The sequence below is a fragment of the Streptomyces chiangmaiensis genome (genome assembly GCF_036281785.1).
GTDB classification, from domain to species: domain Bacteria; phylum Actinomycetota; class Actinomycetes; order Streptomycetales; family Streptomycetaceae; genus Streptomyces; species Streptomyces chiangmaiensis.
Map to the genome: position 1 here is coordinate 1 of NZ_JAYWVC010000459.1, position 2,752 is coordinate 2,752.

Annotated in this window: 2 protein-coding genes; both read left to right on the plus strand. The window is 67.2% G+C overall.

Going from position 1 to position 2,752, the window contains the following annotated elements; genetic code table 11:
- Positions 1 to 197 precede the first annotated feature (197 nt).
- Positions 198 to 1,853, plus strand: a complete 1,656-nt coding sequence (istA, locus tag VXC91_RS44360) for an IS21 family transposase (RefSeq protein ID WP_329513011.1) — start codon at positions 198 to 200, stop codon at positions 1,851 to 1,853.
- The gene (gene istB, locus VXC91_RS44365; protein WP_329513012.1) at positions 1,850 to 2,638 is read left to right on the plus strand and encodes an IS21-like element helper ATPase IstB; all 789 of its coding nucleotides are present in this window, start codon (positions 1,850 to 1,852) and stop codon (positions 2,636 to 2,638) included. The genes istA and istB overlap by 4 nt, the downstream gene beginning before the upstream one ends.
- Positions 2,639 to 2,752: the final 114 nt, after the last annotated feature.

A 2,752-nucleotide genomic window follows, 5' to 3' on the forward strand; every position in this document is an offset into this window, starting at 1 on the left:
GTCTGGAGTTACGAGCTGCTCGTCGACTACTTCGCCGCATGCCGGTGGGCGAGTGTGGCTATGTACGTGACTGCGGGAGCCGTTTCGACGTGACTGTGGGAGTCACCATCTGACTGAGTTTGCGATGTCAGTTTGTTTTGACGTCACGTGGGGTCTTGCGGTGGGACTGTGAGGTGTGCTTCTCCACTGGGGGCCTCATGGGTAACTCGCAGTCGAAGGTCGAGTTGTACGCGGCGATCCGCCGGGATCACCGGATGGGCATGTCCCTGCGGGCGCTTCAGCGAACGCACAACGTGACCTGGAGGACGGTCCGGCGGGCTCTGGACGGGCAGTGGCCCGAGCCGCGGAAGAAGCAGAGGCGCAAGGAGTCCCGGCTCGACCCGTACAAACCGCTGATCGACGGGATGCTGAGGGCCGACCTGGACGCTCCGCCCAAGCAGCGGCACACCGCCCAGCGGATCCACGACCGGCTGGTCGAAGGCCATGAGGCCGACGACATCTCGTACTCCATGGTCCGTGTCTATGTGAAGGACCGCCGCAAGGAGATCCGCCGGCAGGCGGGGGTGGGCCCGGAGGCGGTCTTCGTGCCCCAGACGCATCTGCCGGGGGCCGAGGCGGAGGTCGACTTCGGCGACGTGCACGTGATGCTCGCGGGCAAGATGACCAAGGTCTATCTGTTCTCACTGCGGCTGTCATACTCTGGAAAGGCAGTGCACCGGGTCTTCGCCTCCTGCGGCCAGGAGGCGTTCTTCGAAGGGCACGTGCACGCGTTCCGGGTGCTGGGCGGCATACCTCGCGGCCGGATCCGCTACGACAACCTGCGGGCCGCGGTCGAGCGGGTGCTGGGCTTGTCCCGGGCCCGGGTGGAGAACGACCGCTGGACGGCCTTCCGTTCTCACTGGGGTGTGGATGCCTTCTACTGCCGTCCCGGCATCGAGGGCGCCCACGAGAAGGGCGGCGTCGAGGGCCAGATCGGCTACTACCGCCGCAACCACTTCGTCCCCGTCCCCGACGTCGCCTCGCTGACCGAGCTGAACGCCATGGTCGACCAGTGGGACCTGGACGACGAAGGCCGGCGCCTGCGGTCGAAGACCCGCACCATTGGGGAGTACTTCGCCCAGGAACAGCCGCTGCTGCGGCCGCTGCCTCGCGAAGTGTTCGAGACCGGACGCTGGTTCACCCCGCGGGTCAACCGCTTCGGCCAGATCACCGTCCGCTGCAACTCCTACTCGGTCCCGGTCCGCTTCATCGGCCGCCAGCTACGGGTGCTGCTGCACGCCAACGACCTGGTCGTCTACGACGGCCGCACCGTGGTCGCCCACCACGAACGCCTCAGCGGCCGGGGCGAATCCCGCCTGCTCCTGGACCACTACTTGGAAGCACTTCTGCGCAAACCGGGCGCCTTCCCCGGAGCGACCGCCCTCGAACAGGCCAAAGCCGCAGGGAAGTTCACCCCCGTCCACGAAGCCTGGTGGACCGCAGCCCGCGCCGCCCACGGCGAGGCGGCCGGCACCAGAGCCTTGATCGAGGTGCTGCTGCTGGGCCGTCACATGGAGCACGAGCACGTCGTCGCCGGACTCGCCGCGGCGCACAGGGCCGGTGCGCTGACCGCGGACGCGGTCGCACTGGAGGCCCGCAAGGCCGCCGAAGGCGAGACCTTCACCGAGCCCGTGAAGCCCGCCCCGGGCTGTTCGGTCCAGGCGCAGGAGGACGCCGGCGGCACGGTCACCTTCCTCTCCGACTGGAGACTGTCCCACCTCCCGCCCGACAACCGGCCGCTGCCGTCGGTGGCCCACTACGACCAGCTCCTGCAACGGCACGGCCGGACGGCCGGCGAGAAAGAGGGATCATGACACGCAAACGCGGACTGACCGAAGAAGCCGCCACCGCCTCGATCGACCAGGCATGCCGCATGCTCAGGCTGCCGTCCATCCGCCAGCAGTTCGCCGACCTCGCCGAAGGCGCCGCCCGCGACCAGATGTCGTATCGGGCCTTCCTCGCCGAACTTCTGATGGCCGAGTGCGACGACCGGGCCCGACGGCGTTCCGAACGCCGGATCAAGGCCGCCTCCTTCCCGCGCGACAAGAGCTTGCGGGCGTTCGACTTCGACGCCAACCCGAACATCGACCCGGCCACCGTCAACACCCTCGCCACCTGCGAATGGGTCAAGAAGGGCGAGCCCCTCTGCCTGATCGGCGACTCCGGCACCGGCAAGTCCCACCTGCTGATCGCCCTGGGCACCGAGGCCGCGATGCACGGCTTCCGCGTCCGCTACGTGCTGGCCACCAAACTCGTCAACGAGCTGGTCGAGGCCGCCGACGAGAAGCAGTTGTCCAAGACGATCGCCCGCTACGGCCGTGTCGATCTTTTGTGCATTGATGAACTGGGCTACATGGAACTTGACCGCAGGGGCGCTGAGCTGCTGTTCCAGGTTCTGACCGAGCGCGAGGAGAAGAACAGCGTCGCCATCGCCTCGAACGAAAGTTTCAGCGGCTGGACGAAGACGTTCACCGACCCCCGGCTCTGCGCGGCCATCGTCGACCGCCTGACCTTCAACGGCGCAATCATCCAGACCGGCACCGAGTCCTACCGCCTCGCACACACCAAGGCACAGGCCGAGCAAGCCGCCGCTGGCTGAACAGGAAGATCCACACCGAAATTCCGTTGCGGGATCTCTGCAGCAACCCGACTGTGTTTTCACCTTGCAGACCCAGCCTGAGCGGTCACCCGCCTGTCGAAGAGGAGCTCATGT

Bases quoted from the DNA above. Each gene is read 5' to 3' on its own strand.
- istA (WP_329513011.1), top strand. From the start codon at position 198: ATGGGTAACTCGCAGTCGAAGGTCGAGTTGTACGCGGCGATCCGCCGG.
- istB (WP_329513012.1), top strand. From the start codon at position 1,850: ATGACACGCAAACGCGGACTGACCGAAGAAGCCGCCACCGCCTCGATC.